The sequence below is a fragment of the Methylobacterium sp. 285MFTsu5.1 genome (assembly GCF_000383455.1).
Classification (GTDB): domain Bacteria; phylum Pseudomonadota; class Alphaproteobacteria; order Rhizobiales; family Beijerinckiaceae; genus Methylobacterium.
The window spans coordinates 87,832-107,539 of sequence record NZ_KB911274.1 but is presented as its reverse complement, the minus strand read 5'-3'; the positions used below and the strand labels follow the sequence as shown (position 1 = coordinate 107,539).

14 protein-coding genes are annotated in these 19,708 nt (G+C 72.4%); 7 read left to right on the top strand and 7 right to left on the bottom strand.

Features of this window, described 5'->3' with window-relative positions:
• The first annotated feature begins 37 nt into the window (after nucleotides 1-37).
• Nucleotides 38-1,210, top strand: coding sequence for a M20 aminoacylase family protein (locus H288_RS0110670; protein ID WP_020092575.1), 1,173 nt, complete (start codon nucleotides 38-40; stop codon nucleotides 1,208-1,210).
• Between the two features lie 107 nt (nucleotides 1,211-1,317).
• On the opposite strand, the gene H288_RS0110665 is transcribed toward H288_RS0110670, so the two are convergent.
• Nucleotides 1,318-2,718, bottom strand: coding sequence for a leucyl aminopeptidase family protein (locus H288_RS0110665; RefSeq protein WP_020092574.1), 1,401 nt, complete (start codon nucleotides 2,716-2,718; stop codon nucleotides 1,318-1,320).
• 126 nt (nucleotides 2,719-2,844) lie between these two features.
• Here H288_RS0110665 and H288_RS0110660 point away from each other — a divergent pair, with 126 nt between their 5' ends.
• The 5 genes from H288_RS0110660 to H288_RS0110640 all read left to right on the top strand — a co-directional run bounded on the left by H288_RS0110660 (nucleotide 2,845) and on the right by H288_RS0110640 (nucleotide 10,668).
• On the top strand, nucleotides 2,845-3,666 hold the full coding sequence (locus tag H288_RS0110660) for a hypothetical protein (RefSeq protein WP_103984986.1): 822 nt from the start codon (nucleotides 2,845-2,847) through the stop codon (nucleotides 3,664-3,666).
• Nucleotides 3,667-4,102: 436 nt separating this feature from the next.
• A complete protein-coding gene (acnA, locus tag H288_RS0110655; RefSeq protein ID WP_020092572.1) occupies nucleotides 4,103-6,802 on the top strand; it encodes an aconitate hydratase AcnA in 2,700 nt (899 codons plus the stop codon).
• 306 nt (nucleotides 6,803-7,108) lie between these two features.
• A complete protein-coding gene (locus H288_RS0110650; protein WP_020092571.1) occupies nucleotides 7,109-7,795 on the top strand; it encodes a hypothetical protein in 687 nt (228 codons plus the stop codon).
• A gap of 217 nt (nucleotides 7,796-8,012) precedes the next feature.
• A complete protein-coding gene (locus H288_RS0110645; RefSeq protein WP_051123735.1) occupies nucleotides 8,013-9,674 on the top strand; it encodes an OFA family MFS transporter in 1,662 nt (553 codons plus the stop codon).
• A 76-nt stretch (nucleotides 9,675-9,750) separates the two neighbouring features.
• Nucleotides 9,751-10,668, top strand: a complete 918-nt coding sequence (locus H288_RS0110640; RefSeq protein WP_020092569.1) for a LysR family transcriptional regulator — start codon at nucleotides 9,751-9,753, stop codon at nucleotides 10,666-10,668.
• Between the two features lie 390 nt (nucleotides 10,669-11,058).
• Here H288_RS0110640 and rpmG read toward each other — a convergent pair whose 3' ends face one another.
• From rpmG to H288_RS0110610, 6 genes are all read right to left on the bottom strand, one after another.
• Complete coding sequence (gene rpmG, locus H288_RS0110635) at nucleotides 11,059-11,226, bottom strand: 50S ribosomal protein L33 (RefSeq protein WP_020092568.1); 168 nt, start codon at nucleotides 11,224-11,226, stop codon at nucleotides 11,059-11,061.
• 106 nt (nucleotides 11,227-11,332) lie between these two features.
• Nucleotides 11,333-12,463: an MFS transporter gene (locus tag H288_RS0110630; protein ID WP_020092567.1), complete on the bottom strand. Its 1,131-nt coding sequence runs from the start codon at nucleotides 12,461-12,463 to the stop codon at nucleotides 11,333-11,335.
• Between the two features lie 50 nt (nucleotides 12,464-12,513).
• Nucleotides 12,514-13,257 (bottom strand): NUDIX domain-containing protein, encoded by a 744-nt coding sequence (locus tag H288_RS0110625; RefSeq protein WP_020092566.1) that lies wholly within the window; start codon nucleotides 13,255-13,257, stop codon nucleotides 12,514-12,516.
• The gene (locus H288_RS0110620; RefSeq protein ID WP_020092565.1) at nucleotides 13,214-13,678 is read right to left on the bottom strand and encodes a DUF983 domain-containing protein; all 465 of its coding nucleotides are present in this window, start codon (nucleotides 13,676-13,678) and stop codon (nucleotides 13,214-13,216) included. Before H288_RS0110620 ends, H288_RS0110625 begins: the two co-directional genes overlap by 44 nt.
• 23 nt (nucleotides 13,679-13,701) lie before the next feature.
• Nucleotides 13,702-16,023, bottom strand: a complete 2,322-nt coding sequence (rnr, locus tag H288_RS0110615; RefSeq protein WP_020092564.1) for a ribonuclease R — start codon at nucleotides 16,021-16,023, stop codon at nucleotides 13,702-13,704.
• Nucleotides 16,024-16,160: 137 nt separating this feature from the next.
• Entirely contained in the window at nucleotides 16,161-16,499 is a 339-nt protein-coding gene (locus H288_RS0110610) for a hypothetical protein (protein WP_020092563.1), read from the bottom strand.
• 124 nt (nucleotides 16,500-16,623) lie between these two features.
• Between H288_RS0110610 and H288_RS0110605 the strand changes: the two genes are divergently transcribed.
• The gene (locus H288_RS0110605) at nucleotides 16,624-19,707 is read left to right on the top strand and encodes an FAD-binding and (Fe-S)-binding domain-containing protein (RefSeq protein WP_020092562.1); all 3,084 of its coding nucleotides are present in this window, start codon (nucleotides 16,624-16,626) and stop codon (nucleotides 19,705-19,707) included.
• Nucleotide 19,708 lies beyond the last annotated feature (1 nt).

Here is a 19,708-nt window from a genome sequence, read left to right as displayed (position 1 = left end):
CCGGCCCACCAGCCAAGGCCACGAGAGCCCCGCCCCGATGCCCGTCCTCGAACGGATCCGCGCCTTCGCCGACACGATGACGGCGTGGCGGCACGACCTGCACGCCCATCCCGAGTTGCTCTACGACGTCGACCGCACCGCCGGCTTCGTCGCCGAGACGCTGCGGTCCTTCGGCTGCGACGAGGTCGTCACCGGCATCGGTCGGACCGGGGTGGTGGGCGTCATCCGCGGCCGGGGACGCAGCTCCAACCGCGCCATCGGCCTGCGCGCCGACATGGACGCCCTGCCGATCCAGGAGGTGCGCGACCTGCCCTACCGCTCCACCGTGCCGGGCAAGATGCACGCCTGCGGCCACGACGGTCACACGACCATGCTCCTCGGCGCCGCCAAGTACCTCGCCGAGACCCGGGATTTCGACGGGGCGGCCGTGCTGATCTTCCAGCCCGCCGAGGAGGGTGGCGGCGGCGGCGAGGCGATGGTCGACGACGGAATGATGGAGCGGTTCGGGGTCGAGTCGGTCTACGGGATGCACAACATCCCCGGCATGGCGGTCGGCACCTTCGCGATCCGGCCGGGGCCGATCATGGCCTCGACCGATCGCTTCACGATCACGATCGAGGGACGGGGCGGCCATGCGGCCCTGCCGCAGAACGCCGTCGACAGCGTGCTCGTGTCGAGCCACGTGATCATCGCCCTGCAGAGCATCGTGTCGCGCAACCTCGACCCGGTGCAGTCGGCCGTGGTCTCGGTCTGCGCGCTGGAGGCCGGCGAGGCCTTCAATGTCCTGCCGCAGACCGTCACCATGCGCGGCACCATGCGCACGCTGTCCCAGGCCGTGCGCGGCGAGATCAAGGCGCGGATCGAGACCCTGGTGGCCGAGATCGCCGGCGGCTTCGGCGCGCGGGGCGGGGTCGCGTACGGGGCGAGCTACCCGGTGACCGAGAACCATCCCGCCGAGACCGATTTCATGGCCGGCGTCGCCGAGGCGCTGGTGGGTGAGGAGAACGTCGACCGGACGGTGGCGCCGATGATGACCGCCGAGGACTTCTCCTACATGCTCGCCCGCCGTCCCGGCGCCTACATGTTCATCGGCAACGGCGACAGCGCCTCGCTCCACCACCCGCACTACGATTTCAACGACGCGGCCGCGCCGTACGGGGCGTCCCTGTGGGCGCGCCTGATCGAGACCGGGCTGCCGCGCACCGCCTGAGCGCGCCCCCAGCCGCACCGTCATCGCGCGCGCAGCGACCCAGCCCACGCCGTTAGAGGTTGCGCAGCCCTGGGTCGCTTCGCTGCGCTCGCGATGACGGGAGGCGATCAGCTGCCGTAGCGGGCCTTGAGCAGCGCGTAGGTCAGCCGCGCCGTCTGGACCTCGCCGCCCTCCGGCCGGCCGGGCTTGGCGGAGGGGTTCCAGCCGTAGAGGTCGAAATGGCCGTGCGCCTTCGTGTTGGGCGCGAAGCGGCGCAGGAACAGGGCCGCGGTGATCGCTCCCGCGAACGGCCCGCCCGAGACGTTGTTGAGGTCGGCCACCTTGGAATCGAGCAGGCTCGCGTAGGGCGCGTGCAGCGGCATGCGCCAGACCGGGTCGATCGCCGCCCGGCCGGCCCGCGCCACCGCCTCGGCCAGCGCGTCGTCCTCCGTGAAGAAGGCCGGTAGGTCCGGCCCGAGGGCCACCCGGGCCGCGCCGGTCAGGGTCGAGAAGTCGAGGATCAGGTCGGGGGAATCCGCGTCCGCGAGGGCGAGCGCGTCGGCGAGGATCAGCCGGCCCTCCGCGTCGGTGTTGCCGATCTCGACGCTGAGCCCGGCCCGGCTCGGCAGCACGTCGCCGGGGCGGAAGGCGTTGCCCGCGACCGCGTTCTCCACCGCGGGGATCAGCAGGCGCAGGCGCAGGTTCAGGCCCGCGCCCATGACCATGTCGGCGGCGGCCAGCGCCGCGGCGGCGCCGCCCATGTCCTTCTTCATCAGCAGCATCGCGGCCGACGGCTTCAGGTCGAGGCCGCCGGTGTCGAAGGCGACGCCCTTGCCGACCAGGGTCACGCGCGGCGCGTCCGCCGGCCCCCAGGTCAGGTCGATCAGCCGCGGGGCCCGGGGCGACGCGGCGCCGACCGCGTGGATCAGCGGGTACCCCTCGGCGAGGGCCCCGCCTTCCGTGACGGCGACGGAGGCGCCGTGGCGCGCGGCCACCGCCCGGGCGGCCGCCTCGATCTCGGCGGGTCCGAGATCGTTGGCCGGCGTGTTGACGAGATCCCGGCCCAGCGCCACCGCGGCGGCGATCCGCTCCACCTCGGCCGCGTCGATGCCGGCGGGCGCCGCGAGCCGGGCCTTCGTGCCGCCGCCGGTCCGGTAGCGGCCGAAGCGGTAGCTCCCCATCAGCCAGGCGAGGGCGGCCTCGGCCGGCTCGGGAGCGTTGTCCAGGCGGAAGGTCCCCTCCGGCAGCAGCCCCGGCAGCTTGCCGGCGAGGAGCCTGTCGTAGGCCGCGGCCTCCGGATCGCCGAGGCCGAACAGGACGCGCGCGAGGCCGCCGTCCGGGCCGGGCAGGAGCGCGAGGCTGCCCGCCTTCGGCTTGAAGCCGATGGCCCTGGCGAAGCTCCGCTGGGCGGGCTCCAGGCCGGACTCGACCGCCGCCCAGCCCCCGGTGGTGACCAGCGTCACCGGTACGGCCTGGGTGTCGCCGGGCAGGAGCCCGCGGGTCGTCGCCGGAATCTCGGCCTGGGTCATGTGCCTCTCGCGTGCCGCCCGGACCGGCGGCTTAACCGGTGATTAGGGTTAACGCTCTATCACCGGCCGGCCGGGAGCGTGAAGCGCGTGCTATCGCGTCCGGTCCCGATGCCGGCGGAGCGCACCATGATGACGGCCCTGTTCCGGGTCACCCGATCCCAGGCACGCCCCGGACGCCGCGCCGCCCTCGCGGCCGCCGTCGTCGCGCTGGGCCTGGCCGGCTGCAACACCCGCTCGCCCGAGACGACCGGGTCGATCGGCCCCCTCGGCGGGCCGTCCGCGGCCGCCGCAGCGCCCTCGCGGCAGGACATCGACCGGCTGGCCGAGCGCTACAACGCCGACCCCGCCGACGGGCGCACGGCGATCGCCTACGCCCGCGCCCTGCGGGCCACAGACCAGATCGGCCAGGCCTCGGCGGTGCTGCAGCAGGCCGCCCTGCGCAACCCGCGCGACCAGGCCCTGCTCGGTGCCTACGGAAAGTCGCTGGTCGAGGCGGGCCGCTTCCGCGAGGCGATCGACGTGCTCTCCAACGCGCACACGCCCGCCAATCCCGACTGGCGCATCCTGTCGGCGCAGGGCTCGGCCTCCGCCCAGCTCGGCGAGCAGGCCCGCGCCCAGGGCTTCTACGAGGCCGCCCTCAAGATCCGCCCGAACGAGCCCTCGCTCCTGTCCAATCTCGGCCTGTCCTACGCGCTGTCGCGCAACCTCGATCAGGCCGAGCAGACCCTCCGCCTCGCCGCCGACCAGCCCGGCGCCGACGCGCGGGTGCGCGCCAACCTCGCCATGGTGCTCGGCCTCAAGGGCCGCTTCGCCGATGCCGAGGCCGTCCTGCGCCGCGACATGAGCGCCGAGGAGGCGGCCACGAACGTCGCGTCCCTGCGCAGGCTCGCGGCCCAGCCGAATCGATCGAAGGCCCTGTCCGTCGCGGGCGTGCCCGGGCAAGGGTAGGGCGCCCGCGCCCCGCGACTCCCGCCCTTCTGCGGGCTCGCGGACGTACGCAGCAGCACCGGCAACACCCGTGCGGCTCTCCGCTCCCGCTCGGGAGAGGGGGCCTGTCGCGCTCGGCCGCCACCGTCGATGCCCGCTGGAGATGCGCGAGTCGCGCAGGCCTCCGCGGCGCGCGCCCAGTCGCCGCCACGGTCCCCGACAGGAAAACGCACCTGTCATGACGACCCGGTAGCGGTCAGATTCGAAAAGTTCTATATCCCTCCGCGGCTGCGCCGCGCGGCATCACGGGCGTCCAAATCGCCCCCGCGCATCGTCCTGCCCGGGCACTCCCGGGGCGGCGCGCGCCCGTCGGGCGCTACACAGGCCGAACACGGATCTCGTAGCGCAGGTCTTGCCTGCGCGTGTTCGACAACCCGCAGCGAGGATAGAACCAGCCGTGCCCTCACTCGACAGCTTCAAGGCCCGCCAGACGCTCGAAGCCGGCGGCAAGACCTACACCTACTATTCCATTCCCGCGGCCGAGAAGAACGGCCTCGCCTCGGCGGCCGCGCTGCCCTTCTCCATGAAGGTGATCCTGGAGAACCTGCTCCGCTACGAGGACGACCGCTCGGTCAAGAAGGCCGACATCGAGGCCGCCGTCGCCTGGCTCGACCAGAAGGGCAAGGCCGAGGTCGAGATCGCGTTCCGCCCCTCCCGCGTGCTGATGCAGGACTTCACCGGCGTCCCGGCGGTGGTCGACCTCGCGGCCATGCGCGACGCCATGGTGGCGCTCGGCGGCGACCCGCAGAAGATCAACCCGCTGGTGCCGGTGGACCTCGTCATCGACCACTCGGTGATCGTCGACGAGTTCGGCACCCCGAAGGCGCTCGCCGACAACGTCGCCCTCGAATACGAGCGCAACGGCGAGCGCTACACCTTCCTGAAATGGGGCCAGTCGGCCTTTGACAACTTCTCGGTGGTCCCCCCGGGCACCGGCATCTGCCACCAGGTGAACCTGGAATACCTTGCCCAGACCGTCTGGACGAAGTCGGAGAACGGCGCCGACGTCGCCTATCCCGACTCGCTCGTCGGCACCGATTCGCACACCACCATGGTCAACGGGATGGCCGTGCTGGGCTGGGGCGTCGGCGGCATCGAGGCCGAGGCGGCCATGCTCGGCCAGCCGCTCTCGATGCTGATCCCCGAGGTCGTGGGCTTCAAGCTCTCGGGCAAGCTGCCCGAGGGCACCACCGCCACCGACCTCGTGCTCACCGTCACCCAGATGCTGCGCAAGAAGGGCGTGGTCGGCAAGTTCGTGGAGTTCTACGGCCCCGGCCTCGACGACATGGCGGTCGCCGACCGGGCCACGATCTCCAACATGGCCCCCGAGTACGGCGCGACCTGCGGCTTCTTCCCGGTCGACCAGAAGACCATCGACTTCCTGAAGGTCACCGGCCGCTCCGACGACCGGATCGCCCTGGTCGAGGCCTACGCCAAGGCGCAGGGTATGTGGCGCGACGCCCGGACACCCGACCCGGTCTTCACCGACACGCTGGAGCTCGACATGGGCCAGGTCCGGCCCTCGCTCGCCGGCCCGAAGCGCCCGCAGGACCGCGTGCTGCTCGACGGCGCCAAGCTCGGCTTCGCCGCCTCGATGGAGACCGAGTTCAAGAAGGCCGCCGACCTCGCGCGCCGCTACCCGGTCGAGGGCACCAACTTCGACATCGGGCACGGTGACGTGGTGATCGCCGCGATCACGAGCTGCACCAACACGTCGAACCCCTCGGTGATGATCGGCGCGGGCCTGCTCGCCCGCAACGCCGTCGCCAAGGGCCTGCGCTCCAAGCCGTGGGTGAAGACCTCGCTCGCGCCCGGCTCGCAGGTGGTCGGCGAGTACCTGGAGAAGTCCGGCCTGCAGGAGCCGCTCGACGCGCTCGGCTTCAACCTCGTGGGCTTCGGCTGCACGACCTGCATCGGCAATTCCGGCCCGCTGCCGGAGGCGATCTCGAAGGCGATCAACGACAACGACGTCGTCGCCGCGGCGGTGCTCTCGGGCAACCGCAACTTCGAGGGCCGCGTGAACCCTGACGTGCGGGCGAACTACCTCGCCTCGCCGCCGCTCGTGGTGGCCTACGCGCTGGCCGGCTCGCTGCAGATCGACATCACCACGGAGCCGCTGGGCCAGGGCTCGGACGGCAAGCCCGTCTACCTCAAGGACATCTGGCCGTCCTCGGCCGAGGTCCAGCAGTTCATCGAGGAGAACATCACCTCCGCGCTGTTCAAGTCCCGCTACGCGGACGTGTTCGGCGGCGACCAGAACTGGAAGGACGTCGAGGTCACCGAGGCCGAGACCTTCGCGTGGAACCCGGGCTCCACCTACGTGCAGAACCCGCCCTACTTCGTCGGCATGGAGAAGACCCCGAAGCCCGTCGAGGACATCGAGGGTGCGCGCATCCTCGGCCTGTTCCTCGACTCGATCACCACCGACCACATCTCGCCGGCGGGCAACATCCGCGCGGCCTCGCCGGCCGGCGAGTACCTGCAGTCGCACCAAGTGCGCGTGCAGGACTTCAACCAGTACGGCACGCGGCGCGGCAACCACGAGGTGATGATGCGGGGCACCTTCGCCAACATCCGCATCAAGAACCAGATGGTGAAGGACGCCTCCGGCGGCGTGGTCGAGGGCGGGTGGACGCATTTCCAGCCGTCCGGCGAGAAGATGTTCATCTACGACGCGGCGATGAAGTACGCCGAACAGGGCACGCCGCTCGTGATCTTCGCCGGCAAGGAGTACGGCACCGGCTCGTCGCGCGACTGGGCGGCGAAGGGCACGAAGCTGCTCGGCGTCCGCGCCGTGGTGGCCGAGAGCTTCGAGCGCATCCACCGCTCGAACCTCGTCGGGATGGGCGTGGTGCCGCTGGTCTTCCAGGGCGACACGAGCTGGCAGTCGCTGGGCCTGAAGGGTGACGAGACCGTCACCATCAAGGGCCTCGCCGGCGAGCTGAAGCCCCGCCAGACGCTCACCGCGGAGATCAAGTCCGCCGACGGCTCGGTGAAGCAGGTCCCGCTGACCTGCCGCATCGATACGCTCGACGAGCTCGAGTACTTCCGCAACGGCGGCATCCTGCCCTACGTGCTGCGCTCGCTCGCGGCGTGAGCCTCCGGAGGGCAGCGTCCCCGCTGCCCGCGCGGTAATCAGGCGGCGCCCACCGGGTGCCGCCTGACTCGTTTTCGGTCGGTGCCGTCGTCCGACGCGCCACCCCGTCATCGCGAGCGCAGCGAAGCAATCCAGCGCGACGGAGGAAGTCCTTGCGCCGGCTGGATTGCTTCGCTCCGCTCGCAAAAACGGTGGTGACTGATAACCTCGCTTCTGTCGCCGAGCAGGTCGTTTCGCTTGCGCGCAACCTTGTTTCGCGCGCGGGCCGCCCCATAACCCGGCTCCTGAAGCCAGGATGGGACCCCGATGAAGCACCTCAGCAAGACACTCGTCGCCGCCGGCCTGACGGCCCTGCTGTCGAGTGCGGCCTTCGCCGCGCAGGTCGAGCGCGTCCGCGGGACCGTCGACAAGGCCGACGGCGGCACGGTCACGATCAAGACCGACGACGGCAAGACCGAGACCGTCGACGTGAGCGGCGCCAAGTTCGCCTGGGTTGTCCCGTCGAGCCTCGACGCGATCAAGGACGGCGTCTTCATCGGCACCGCCACCAAGGGCGAGAACCCGATGACCGCCCTGGAGGTCGTGCTCTTCCCCGAGTCGATGCGCGGCACGGGCGAGGGCCATTACGGCTGGGATTCGATCACCGACCACACCGCGGGCGCCGGCGCCAAGGTGAAGAGCGCGATGACCAACGGCACCGTGAAGGCCGAGTCGCCGAACGCCCCGAAGGTGAAGAGCGCGATGACCAACGGCACCGTGAAGGCCGACAAGGCGGCCTCGGGCGGCGAGCGCACGCTGACGGTGAGCTACGGCAAGGACGGCTCCAAGGAGATCGTGGTGCCGGCCTCGGCGCCGATCGTGGCCTTCGAGCCCGCCGACAAGGCGATCCTGACCCCCGGGTCGAAGGTGTTCGCCGTGGTCGCCAAGGACGGCAGCAAGGCCGAGGGCAAGCTCGTGGCGGTCGGCAAGGACGGCCTGACCCCGCCCATGTGAGGGCGGCAGCCGCTGCGGGCGCCGGACAGACCGGCGCCCGCAGCGGCGGTCCATACGGCCTCCGGACGGCGCGTTGACGAGGAATCCGCATACAGTCGGCGCCGGACTGGATTAAAATCGACGTCTCAGCGTGTCGCGCGCTGGCACCCTGCACACAAATCGCGCATCGTCCGCCGCCGCGAGGCCCGCCAACGAGGCCGCGGCGGAGGAGTCCATCATGGGTGCTGGAGTGGCAGGCGCGATCGCGCCTGAGGGAACGCCGAGTCTGTTGTCGCGCGAGCGGATCGTCGCCAAGCCGGGCTTCAACCGGTGGCTGGTGCCGCCGGCGGCGCTGGCGATCCATCTCTGCATCGGGATGGCCTACGGCCTGTCGGTGTTCTGGCTGCCGCTGACCCGGGCGCTCTCCGTGGGCAAGCCGGCGCCCGCCGCCTGCCCCGACATGGGCGTGATGACGGCCCTGTTCACCACCACCTGCGACTGGCGGGTCAGCGACCTCGTCACGGTCTTCTCCATCGGCATCGTCGTGCTCGGTCTCTCGGCCGCCCTGTTCGGCGGCTGGCTGGAGCGAGCCGGACCGCGCAAGGCCGGCATCGCGGCGGCCCTCTGCTGGGGCGGCGGCTTCCTGATCGGCGCCTTCGGCGTCTACATCCACCAGCTCTGGCTGGTCTGGCTCGGCATGGGCCTGATCGGCGGCATCGGCCTCGGGCTCGGCTACATCTCGCCGGTCTCGACCCTGATCAAGTGGTTCCCGGACCGGCGCGGCATGGCGACCGGCATGGCGATCATGGGCTTCGGCGGCGGCGCGATGATCGGCTCGCCCCTGGCCGACAGCCTGATCAAGAGCTTCCGGACCGCCGATTCGGCCGGCGTCTGGCAGACCCTCGCGGTGATGGGCGTGGGGTACATCCTGTTCATGCTGGGCGGCGCGTTCGGCTACCGGGTGCCGCCGGCCGGCTGGCGCCCGGACGGCTGGACCAGCCCGACCGCCAAGAACGCCATGATCGCTTCGGGGCACGTCCACCTGCGCGACGCCCACAAGACCGTCCAGTTCTGGATGATCTGGCTCGTCCTGTTCCTCAACGTGTCGGCCGGCATCGGCGTGCTGGCGCTGGCCTCGCCGATGCTCCAGGAGATCTTCGGCGGCGAGCTGATCGGCCTGCCCGGCACCGGCTTCTCGGCCCTCGACGCCGGCCAGAAGGCGCAGGTCGCGGCCATCGCGGCCGGCTTCGTCGGCCTGCTCTCACTCTTCAACATCCTGGGCCGGTTCTTCTGGGCCTCGATGTCGGACCGCATCGGGCGGAAGGTCACCTACGCGATCTTCTTTGCCCTGGGCGGCCTCCTGTACGCGGCGGCACCCTGGGCCGCCGGCATCGGCTCGCAGGCGCTGTTCGTCGCGATCTTCTGCGTGATCCTGTCCATGTACGGCGGCGGCTTCGCGACCGTGCCGGCCTATCTCGCCGACGTGTTCGGCACGCAGTTCGTGGGCGCCATCCACGGGCGCCTGCTCACCGCCTGGTCGATGGCCGGCATCGTCGGGCCCTTCGTCATCACCAAGATCCGCGAGGCGCAGGTCGCCGCGGGCGTGCAGGGGGCCGATCTCTACGGCCGGACCATGTACGTGCTGGCGAGCTTCCTGGCGGTCGGCTTCCTCTGCAACCTGCTCGTCCGGCCCCTGGCGCAACGCTGGTTCATGTCCGATTCCGAGCGGGCCTCCCTGGACGTCCGCGCCGGCGCCACGGCCTCGGGGCCGTCCGGCTCCTTCGGGATCGGCCGTGGCGGCTTCAGCGCGGGGGCCGCGCTGGCCTGGGCGGTGGTCGGCATCCCGATCGTCTGGGGCATCGGCATCACCCTGTCGAAGGCGTTCATCCTGTTCCGCTGAGCGGGCACGCTCGGTTGTGGCGGGCCCGGCGGGCCGCTAGGTTTCCGGCGCCTCGCCGTGCCGGGATGCCTTCGTCGTGATCGACAAGCTGGACTTCCTGCTCGCGCTCGCCCGCGAGCAGCATTTCGGGCACGCCGCCGAAGCCTGCGGCGTGACTCAGCAGACTCTCTCGGCCGGCGTGAAGCAGCTGGAGAACCGGTTCGGCGTGCAGCTCGTGCTGCGCGGCTCCCGCTTCCAGGGCTTCACCCCCGAGGGCGAGCGGGTCCTCGAATGGGCGCGGCGCATCGTGGCCGACGCGCGGGCCATGCACGAGGAGGTCACGGGCCTGCGCCGGGGCCTGACCGGCCATCTCCGCATCGCGGCGATCCCGACGGCGCTGCCGATGATCGTGAACCTCACGACGCCCTACCGCGAGCGGCACCCGGACGTGCGGCTGACGGTCGAATCGGCCACCTCCGCCGACATCTTCTCGCTGATCGAGAACCTGGAGGCGGATGCGGGCCTGACCTACCTCGACAACGAGCCCCTCGGGCGGGTGATCTCCGTCCCGCTCTACCGGGAGCGCTACCGCCTCGTGACGGCGATCGGCGGGCCCTTCGAGGGTCGCACCAGCGTCACCTGGGCCGAGACCAGCCGCCTGCCCCTCTGCCTGCTCACGCCGAACATGCAGAACCGGCGGATCATCGACCAGCAGATCCGCGAGGCGGGTGCGGATCCCGCCGCGACCCTCGAGTCGAACTCGATGATCGTGCTGCTGACCCACGTGCGCACCCTGCGCTGGGCCTCGATCATGCCGGAGATCCTGGTCGACGCCCTGGGCCCCATGGAGGGCGTGCGCACGATCCCGATCACCGCACCCGACCTGGAGCACACGATCGGCCTCGTCGCCCCGCGGCGCGAGCCGTCCACGCCGATGGTGACGGCGCTCGTGGCTATCGCGCGGTCCCTGGCACGGACGCTCGATCCGGATCTGGCCGCGCCGGGCCCTTCCTGAGCGGTCGGCTCCGGGCGCGGGCCGGAACGCGGCGTTCCGCGAGCAAGCCGCGGGTCGCCCGGAGCGCGTACACCGGCAGCGTCAGGACGCGCCAGAGCGCGAGGATTGCCGCGGTGATGAGAATCGCCAGCAGGATCCGCTGCATCGAACCCGCCCTCCAACCGCCGAGCTGGCCGAGAACGCGGGCCGGTGATCGGCCGGCGGGTCGGGCAGCGTCCGGGACGAGCGACGGTTAACGAGTCGTGCTGGCGCCGGGCTGTCGGCCGGTCAGGTCGCGGTTCGGGAGATCCCGGCGACGCCGTGCGCGGGAACGCGCCGGGCAAGGAAAAAGCCGCCCCGTCTCCGGAGCGGCTTCCCGTGGGCGGTCAGGCCGCGAAGCGGCCCGCGGCCTTACTTGATCTTGGTTTCCTTGAAATCGACGTGCTTGCGCGCGACCGGGTCGTACTTGCGCATCGTCAGCTTCTCGGTCTGCGTGCGGGAGTTCTTCTTGGTGACGTAGAAATAGCCCGTGTCGGCGGTGGAGACGAGCTTGATCTTGACGGTGACGGCCTTGGCCATGGCGCGGCGCTCCTGCAGGGTGCGGCATTCCGCGTGAGCGAAACGCAAATGGCCGGGAGAGCCCGGCCGAATACGGGCGGGTGAATGCCCGATCAGGCCCGACAGGTCAAGAGCGGACGCGCCGGCGCTCCGTGACGGCGAGCCAGCCCGCGAAGGCCAGGAACAGGGCGAGCAGCGCCAGCGCGAACCCGTTCGGCGGCACCAGATCGAGCCCGCCGCCGATCACCGGCGGCCCCAGCATCAGCCCGACATTGTAGAGCACCACGAAGGCCGCGTTGGCGCCCGCGAGGTCGTTCGGCGGCGTGCGGTCGCCCAGCATCGCGAGGCCGACCGTGTAGAGGGTGCCGGCGATGCCGCCCCAGACGAGGAGCAGCAGGCCGAACGCCGCCGGATGTCCGGCCGCGAGCGGGATCAGGGCCGAGCCCGCCGCCCCCGCGAGGCCCGCGCCGAGAAGCACCGCGCCCCGGTCGAGGCGGTCGGCGAGCCAGCCGAACGGGATCTGGAACAGCACGTTGCCCAGCGCGATCAGGCTGACGAGGCCGGCCGCCCCTTGCGCGTCGTAGCCGAGGCGCAGGCCGTAGAGCGGCAGGATGGCGAAGATGCCGGTCTCCACCGCCCCGTAGGCCAGGGCCGCCGCCAGGGCGCCGGGGGCGAGCCGGACGTAGCCGAGGATGCCGCGGCCGGAGCCCGTCTCGATCGTCGGCGACAGGCCGCGGGCCAGCGCGATGGGCAGGCCGCCGGCCAGCATGAGGGCGGCCCCCGTCGCGTAGGGCGCCAGCCCCTCGGTCCCGACCAGGGCCAGCAGCAGCGGTCCGACCGCGAAGCCCGCCGCCAGCACGGTGGCGTAGATGCCCATCACCAGGCCGCGCCGCTCCGGCGGGGCGGCGGCGTTGATCCAGTACTCGGAGAGGACGAACAGCGCCCCGAGCGTTGCCGAGAAGACGAAGCGCAGGGGGAACCACAGGGCGATGCCCGGCAGCATCGGGAACAGCGCGAGGCTGATCGCCCCGACGAGGAGCGCCAGGCCAAGCAGCGGGGCGACGCCGACCCGCGCGGCGAGGCGCGGCACGAACGGCACCGTGCAGATGCTGGCGATGCCCGCCACCGCGGTGTTGAGCCCGATCAGCGTGCTCGACGCGCCGCGCCGCTCCATCTCGATCGAGAGGAGCGGGATCGACAGGCTGAGCCCGATGCCGACGACGGTGACGCAGGTCACGGCCGCCGAGATCGCCGCCACGTCCTCCGAACTGATCCCCCGCCGCCCGTCCTGCAATCCGTCCGGACCGCTCACAAGGCCACCCGTTCGCGCCGCCCGTAGCGCTCGTAATGGAAGGGGATCATCCGGTAGGGCGCGAAATCGACGGCGATCTGCGCCTCCAGCTCGTCGAGGATCGCGCGGGTGATGAAGGGGAGGTCGAGCTTGCGGGCCGCGTCGAGCTGCACCCAGGCAAGTTCGGTGAACTCGGCGTCGGCCTGAACCCGCCCCGGCTCCTCGGCCGCCACCATCCGGCGGTCGACCGTGAAGAAGCGCGTGTCGAAGCGGCGCACGCGCTTCGGCGGGGTGATCGCGCGGGCGACGAGGTGCAGCGCCTCGAGGTCGGGCAGGACGCCGTGCCGGGCGAAGCCCTCCCAGCCCGCCGGGACGTCCTCGGGCGCACCGTGCTCGGTCGTGCCGAGGAGCAGACCGGTCTCCTCGTAGGTCTCGCGGATCGCGGCGAGCGCCAGCGCCCGGCCGAGATGGTGCGGGGGTCGGGACACCTGCCGGGTCAGCGCCGCCTCGGCGTAGTCCGGGAGCGCCCCGGCCACCGGCATGTGGCGGTCGCCGAGCTCGATCCGGCCGCCCGGGAAGACGAACTTGCCCGGCATGAAGGCGAGGTTGGGGTTGCGCCGGCCCATCAGGACCTTCGGGCCGCCCCGTCCGCGCCGGTCGATCACGATCATGGTCGCGGCGTCGCGCGGCCGCAGGCGCGCCGCGGCGGGCTTCCGCTCAGGAGCTGTGACGATCGGGGGCTCCCGCTGCGGCTCCGGCAAGGCGCGTCTCCTCAAGCCCCGGGGCGGGGCGGCTCCGCGGTAGCGTGGCGAAGCCGTGCATGCCAAGGGCGTATTGCAGCCCGACGACGGCGCCCTTCACGGGCTGGAGCAGGGCCAGCGCGAAGACGAGGGTGAAGACCGGCCACACGCCCATCTCGACCCAGAGCGGCACATCGTAGGCGCTCTCGGTCTCCAGGATGAGGTAGCCGACGATGTGGGCGACGATGAAGATCACCACGTAGGGCGGCAGGTCGTCGGCCCGGTGGTGGTGCAACTCCAGGCCGCAGACGTCGCATTCCGGCCGCACCTTGAGGAAGCGGCCGAAGATCCGGCCCTGGCCGCAATGCGGGCAGCGGCCGACGAAGCCGCGGGCCATCGCGGGGATCAGGCGGGTGCGCTCGGGAATCGCGTCGGCGGCCATGCCCTGGCTCTACACCGCCCGGGTCAGCGGCGCGAGCCGCGGTGGCGCGACCCGGTGTTGCGGATGCCGGCGGGGCGACCGGGCGGCGCGGCCTTGAAGGGCCGCCCGCCGGACTTCTTCCCCGACCCGGCGGACCGGGCGCCGGAGCGGGTCCGGCCCTCGCTGAGCAGCTCGAAGCGCAGCGCCCCGGCCACCGGCGCGGCCTCCACGAGCCGCACCTCGACCCTGTCCCCGAGGCGGAACGTCTCTCCGGTGCGCTCGCCGACCAGGGCGTGGCGGCCCTCCTCGTGGCGGAAATAATCGGCGCCGAGCTGCGAGACCGGCACGAAGCCGTCCGCGCCGGTCTCGTCGAGCTTGATGAACAGGCCGGCCCGGGTGACGCCGGCGATCTGGCCCGCGAAGGTCGCGCCGACCTGGTCGGCGAGGTGGTGGGCGATGAGGCGGTCGATCGTCTCGCGCTCGGCCGCCATGGCGCGGCGCTCGGCCGCCGAGATCTGCTCGCCGATCTGCGCCAGCTCGCCGAGGGAGATGTCGCTCGCGAGCCCGTCCGAGCCGAGCCGGCAGGCGGTGATCAGCGCGCGGTGCACGATCAGGTCGGCGTAGCGCCGGATCGGCGAGGTGAAGTGCGCGTAGCGGCGCAGGTTCAGGCCGAAATGCCCGAGATTCTCGGGCGCGTAGACGGCCTGGGCCTGGCTGCGCAGGATCACCTCGTTGAGGAAGACCCCGTGCTCCGTCTCGGCCGCCGTGGCGAGGATCCGGTTGAACAGGGCGGGGCGCAGCGCCCCCTCCTTGGGCAGCTTGATGCCGACCGAGGCCAGGACCTCGCCGAGCGCCCGCATCTTCTCCAGGGCGGGCTCGTCGTGGACGCGGTAGATCAGGGGCTGGCGCGCCTGCTCCAGCGTCTCCGCGGCGGCGACGTTCGCCTGGATCATGAACTCCTCGATCAGCCGGTGGGCGTCGAGGCGCTCCGGCACGATCACCCGGTCGACCGCGCCCTCGGGGCTCAGGACGACCTTGCGCTCGGGCAGGTCGAGGGCCAGGGGCCCGCGGCGGTCGCGGGCCGCGCGCAGGGCCGCGTAGGCCGCCCAGAGGGGGCGGAGCGCCGTCTCCAGCAGCGGCCCGGTCGCGTCGTCCGGCTGCCCGTCGATGGCGGCCTGCGCCTGCGCGTAGGCGAGCTTGGCGCGGGAGCGCATCATCACCCGGTGGAACCCGTGGCGGCGCTTCTCGCCGTCGGCGGCGATGACCATCCGCACCGCCAGCGCCGGCCGGTCCTCGCCCTCGCGGAGCGAGCAGAGGTCGTTCGAGATCCGCTCGGGCAGCATCGGCACGACCCGGTCGGGGAAGTAGACCGAGTTGCCCCGCTCCAGCGCCTCCCGGTCGAGGCTGGAGCCCGGCCGGACATAGGCGGCCACGTCCGCGATGGCGACGGTGAGGACGAAGCCGCCGGGATTGGCCGGGTCGGGATCGGCCTCGGCCATGACGGCGTCGTCGTGGTCCTTGGCGTCCGGCGGGTCGATGGTCACGAGCGGCCGGTCGCGCCAGTCCTCGCGGCCCTTCAGGGTGGCGGGCTTGGCGGAATCCGCCTCCGCCAGCGTCGCGTCGGCGAAGACGTGCGGGATGTTGTGGAGGTGCAGGGCGATCAGGCTCACCGCCTTCTCGGAACCGAGCGAGCCGAGCCGCTCCCGCACACGCCCCTTCGGCAGGCCGAACCGGGTCTCGCGCTCCAGCGAGACGCTGACGAGGTCGCCGTCGCGGGCCTGCCCCTCCTCGCCGGGCGGGATCAGGATCTCGCGGCCCTGCGCGCGCTTCTCGACGGGCACGATCCGGCCGCCCTGCGCGCCGGCCCGGTAGACACCGATGATCTCGGCCTTGTTCTTCCCGATGACCTTGACGACCCGGCCGGTGTAGCCGCCCTCCGCGTCGCGCTCGACCCGGATCAGGGCGCGGTCGCCGATGCCCGGGGCCGGGCGGTTGCCCTTCCGGGGGCCGCGGGGCTGCGTCAGCACGATGGCGGGCGGCTTGCCGGTGCCGGTCCACTCCACCGGGACCGCCAGGAAATCGCCGTGACGGTCGCGGGAGCGGATGTCGGCCAGCACGACCGGCGGCAGGTGACCCGCCGGGGCGAGGCCGCCGCGGCCGCGGTCGAGGGCGCCGTCCTCCTCGATCTCCTTGAGGACGCGCTTCAGGTCGATCTTGGCGGCCCCCTTGATGCCGAAGGCCTTGGCGATCTCCCGCTTGCCGACGCGCTCCTTCGACTCGGCCACGAAGGCGAGGATCTGCTCACGGGTGGGGAAGGGCTGCGGAGCGGCGGGCTCGGCCGCCGGGGCGGTGGTGCGTCGTGCCAAAAGGGGGGTGCCGGAGAGTTCTGCGATAGACGGGACCCGCGTGCGGGCGCGGGACCGAGGCGTCGGTCCTGTGAGGCTAACATGGGTGTCCGGCCCGCGCGCGGCAACGCCGTGCCGGCACTCCTCAACAGGCGCGATCAGCCGGTCGAGGCACTCTTGCGGATGCGCGCCACGGCCTGATCCACGTCGAGGCCGGGTGCGAGGAGCTCGTCCAGGGTGAAGGGGCAGGCGCGCGGCAGGGTCAGGTTCACCCGTCCCTCTAGCGGCGCGAGTTCCGGGCTCTCCGCCGCCTGGACGGCGAGCGTCCAGGCGCCGTCCATCCGCAGGCTCTCGGGCTCGGGCAGATCGCCCGCGAGGGCGGCGAGCCTGGCGCGGCCGGCCGCGCGGCAGGCGTCGCTCAGGCCGTCGTCCGAGAGGAGGGCGGCCTTGATCAGCTCGGCCAGGGCGTCCCTGACCCGTTCGAGGCTCGCGTTCATGGGCATCCGTTCCGGAGATTGCGGGAGGTCGCAGGAGGTCGCGGGTGCGTGGCAAGCCGGATGCCAGCGCGCCCCGTCCCGCCGCCGATGGTCTCCCGCGATCCGCCGGGTGTAGAAGGCGCGGATGATCCCGGTCCTGACCCGCCACACCGAGGCCGTGCCGCTCTACGCCGCGGCCTGCGCCGAGCTGCGCCTGCGCGGCTTCGAGGGCGACCTGACGCTCTCGGACGCCGACCGCACGGTCTTCTCCACCGACAACTCGATCTACCAGGTGGCGCCGGGGGCCGTGGCCTTTCCGCGCACCCGCGACGACCTCGTGCGCGTCGCCAAGCTCCTCGCGGATCCGCGCTTCGCCGAGATCGTGATCCGGCCCCGGGGCGGGGCGACCGGCACCAACGGCCAGTCGCTGGGCCACGGCCTCGTGGTCGACACCTCGCGGCACATGAACCGCATCCTGGAGATCGACGTCGCGAACCGCGTCGTCCGGGTCGAGCCGGGGGTGGTGAAGGACCAGCTCAACCGGGAGCTCGCCAAGCACGGCCTGTTCTTCGCGCCGGAGCTCTCCACCTCGAACCGCGCCACGATCGGCGGGATGATCTCGACCGATGCCTGCGGGCAGGGCTCGTGCCTCTACGGCAAGACCCGGGACCACGTCCTCGCGCTGACCTGCGTGCTCACCGACGGCACGGTCTGGACCGCCGAGCCCTTGGACCCGGCCGGGCTCGACGCCGCCAAGGGCCGCGACGACCGCGTCGGCGCCATCCACCGCACCGTCGACGCCGTCGTCACCGAGAACGCCGCGCTCATCGCCGAGCGCTTCCCCAAGCTCAACCGCTGCCTCACCGGCTACGACCTCGCGCATCTGCGCGACGCGGGCGGCCGGTTCGACCTCAAGAGCGTGATCTGCGGCTCCGAGGGCACGCTGGCGCTGATCGCCGAGGCGCGGCTGAACGTGCTGCCGATCCCCAAGGCCGCCGTGCTGATCGCGCTCTCGTACATCGACTTCGACGCGGCGCTGCGCGACGCGCAGGCGCTGCTGCCGTTCGGCGCCGCCTCGGTGGAGACGATCGATTCCACGGTCCTGGCGCTGGCCCGCAAGGACCCGATCTGGGCCGAGGTGCGGGCCTTCTTCCCCGACGATCCGGCCGGGCGGCCGGTGGACGGCATCAACCTCGTGGAGTTCGTCGGCGACGACGCCGCGACCGTGGAGGCGGCCCTCGCGCGGCTCACCGGGACGCTGGAGGCCGAGCGCGGCACCGACACGAGGCGCACCGGCTTCACCATCGCCCGGGGCGACGCGATCGAGCGGCTCTGGACCATGCGGAAGAAGGCGGTGGGCCTGCTCGGCGCCGCCAAGGGCGACGCGCGCCCGATCCCGTTCGTCGAGGACACGGCGGTCCCGCCGGAGCGGCTCGCCGACTACATCGCGGAGTTCCGCGCGCTCCTCGACGGCAAGGGGCTGCGCTACGGCATGTTCGGCCACGTCGATGCCGGCGTGCTGCACGTGCGGCCGGCCATCGACCTCAAGGACCCGGCGCAGAACGGCCTGATCCGCGAGGTCACGGAGGGGGTGGTCGCGCTCACCGCCAAGTACGGCGGCCTGCTCTGGGGCGAGCACGGCAAGGGCTTCCGGTCGGAATTCGTGCCGGCGACGTTCGGGCCGCTGATGCCCGCGCTGGAGGCGGTCAAGCGCGCCTTCGACCCGGACGACCGGATGAACCCGGGCAAGATCGCCTCGGCCATGGGTGCGGGCCTGACCCGGATCGACGGCGTGCCGCGCCGGGGCGAGCGGGACCGCACCATCCCGGCGCCGGTCCGGGAGGATTTCGACGAAGCGCTCCACTGCAACGGCAACGGCGCCTGCTTCAGCTTCGACGCGGACGAGGCCATGTGCCCGTCCTGGAAGGCGACGCGGGAGCGGCGCCACTCCCCCAAGGGCCGCGCCTCGCTGATGCGCGAGTGGCTGCGCCGCGCCGCGGAGGCCGGGATCGACCCGGCCGCCGAGCTGGCGCGGCAGCCCGCCGGGTGGCTCTCCGACGTGGCGGCGACCCTGCGGAGCCGCCTCCGCGGCCGGTCCGAGGCCGACGACTTCTCCCACGCCGTCAAGGAGGCGATGGACGGCTGCCTCGCCTGCAAGTCCTGCACGGGGTCCTGCCCGATCAAGGTCGATGTGCCGACCTTCCGGGCGAAGTTCCTGGCGCTCTACCACACGCGCTACGCGCGGCCGCTGAAGGACCATCTCGTGGCGGCGCTGGAGCCGCTGCTGCCGCTGGCGGCGCGGGCGCCGCGCTTGAGCAACGCGGTCCTCGCCAACCCGCTGGCCCGGCTGATCCTGGCCCGGGCCGGGCTGGTGGCGATCCCGGCCCTGTCGCCCGTCGACCTCACGGCGCGGCTGGCGGAACGCGGCGTCGCCGTCTCGACTCCGGACGCCCTGGCCCGGCTGGACCCGCAGGAGCGCGCGCGGTCCGTGCTGGTGGTGCAGGACGCCTTCACCAGCCACTTCGACGCGGAAGTCGTGGCCGACAGCTGCGACCTCCTCGCCGCCCTCGGCTTCCGGCCCTGGCTGGTGCCCTACCGGCCGAACGGCAAGCCGCTGCACGTACACGGCTTCCTGGCGCGGTTCGCCGCCGTCGCCCGCTCGAACGCCGCGCTGCTGCGCGACCTCGCCGGGCACGGCGTGCCCCTGGTCGGGATCGACCCGTCGATGACGCTGACCTACCGGTCCGAGTACGCGCAGGCGCTGGGCGGCGATCTCCCGAAGGTCCAGCTCCTGCAGGAATGGCTCGCCGCCCGGCTCGACCGGATCGCGCCGGGGCAGGGCGGGCGCACGATGCGGCTGCTGCCCCACTGCACCGAGCGCACCAACGCGCCGGGCGCGGTGCGGGACTGGCAGGTCGTGTTCGCCCATCTCGGCCTGCGGCTTGAGGTGCCGGCCGCCGGCTGCTGCGGCATGGCGGGGACCTACGGTCACGAGGCGCGCCACCGCGCCACCTCCGAGGCGATCTACGGCCTGAGCTGGGCCCGCCACGTCGCCGAGGCGCCCGGCTGCACCCTGCTGGCGGACGGCTATTCCTGCCGCTCGCAGGCCAAGCTTATCGACGGCGTGCGGCTGCGGCACCCGGCCCAGGCGCTGCTCGAGCATGTCCGCGCGGCCGACGCGGGCGCCGCGCCCTTCCACCCCGAGCGCGCCGCGGCGGTGGCACCGTGAG

Coding starts and splice junctions, on each gene's coding strand:
- H288_RS0110670 (WP_020092575.1), top strand. CDS start 38: ATGCCCGTCCTCGAACGGATCCGCGCCTTCGCCGACACGATGACGGCG.
- H288_RS0110665 (WP_020092574.1), bottom strand. CDS start 2,718: ATGACCCAGGCCGAGATTCCGGCGACGACCCGCGGGCTCCTGCCCGGC.
- H288_RS0110660 (WP_103984986.1), top strand. CDS start 2,845: ATGATGACGGCCCTGTTCCGGGTCACCCGATCCCAGGCACGCCCCGGA.
- H288_RS0110650 (WP_020092571.1), top strand. CDS start 7,109: ATGAAGCACCTCAGCAAGACACTCGTCGCCGCCGGCCTGACGGCCCTG.
- H288_RS0110645 (WP_051123735.1), top strand. CDS start 8,013: ATGGGTGCTGGAGTGGCAGGCGCGATCGCGCCTGAGGGAACGCCGAGT.
- rpmG (WP_020092568.1), bottom strand. CDS start 11,226: ATGGCCAAGGCCGTCACCGTCAAGATCAAGCTCGTCTCCACCGCCGAC.
- H288_RS0110620 (WP_020092565.1), bottom strand. CDS start 13,678: ATGGCCGCCGACGCGATTCCCGAGCGCACCCGCCTGATCCCCGCGATG.
- H288_RS0110610 (WP_020092563.1), bottom strand. CDS start 16,499: ATGAACGCGAGCCTCGAACGGGTCAGGGACGCCCTGGCCGAGCTGATC.
- H288_RS0110605 (WP_020092562.1), top strand. CDS start 16,624: ATGATCCCGGTCCTGACCCGCCACACCGAGGCCGTGCCGCTCTACGCC.